Genomic DNA, 529 nt, shown 5'->3' on the forward strand with positions numbered 1-529 from the left:
ATTTATCGCTGGCTTTACACTGGCCTTTTAGGTCTAGATGTAGATATTCTTCGCCATAAGGGCAAGAAAAAACAAGACGGTGATACCAGAGGCACTTTTGCCACTGGTTTATCCATTCATGATAGACCAGAAGAAGTGGAAGATAGGATGTCTATTGGCCATTGGGAAGCAGACAGTGTTTTATCGCCTAGGAATAAGAGTAAAGCTTGTGTGGCAACTTTCCTTGAACGTAAAAGCCGCTTATACTTGGCCTTCAAAATGCCTGATCGGACAGCAGTATCCATGAGGGATTCCATCGTTCAATTAGCAAAAATGGTGGGCAGTTCACTGGAAACAATCACAAGCGATCGGGGCAAAGAGTTTGCCTGCTATGAAGAAATTCAGGAAAGCCTAAAAGTACCTATTTATTTTGCAGATCCGGGGAGTCCCTATCAACGCGGGAGCAACGAAAACGCAAATGGACTTCTCAGAGAATTCTTTCCCAAAACAACTGACTTTTCTAAGGTCAGCGAAGACGCACTCGTTGAAG

1 protein-coding gene is annotated in these 529 nt (G+C 43.9%); it reads left to right on the top strand.

The features are described 5' to 3' along the window. The coding region (locus ACLGL1_RS09825) for an IS30 family transposase (RefSeq protein WP_411008489.1) at positions 1–529 on the top strand (529 nt) is incomplete at both ends.

The organism is Peptococcus simiae (assembly GCF_046569735.1).
Classification (GTDB): Bacteria; Bacillota; Peptococcia; order Peptococcales; family Peptococcaceae; genus Peptococcus; species Peptococcus simiae_A.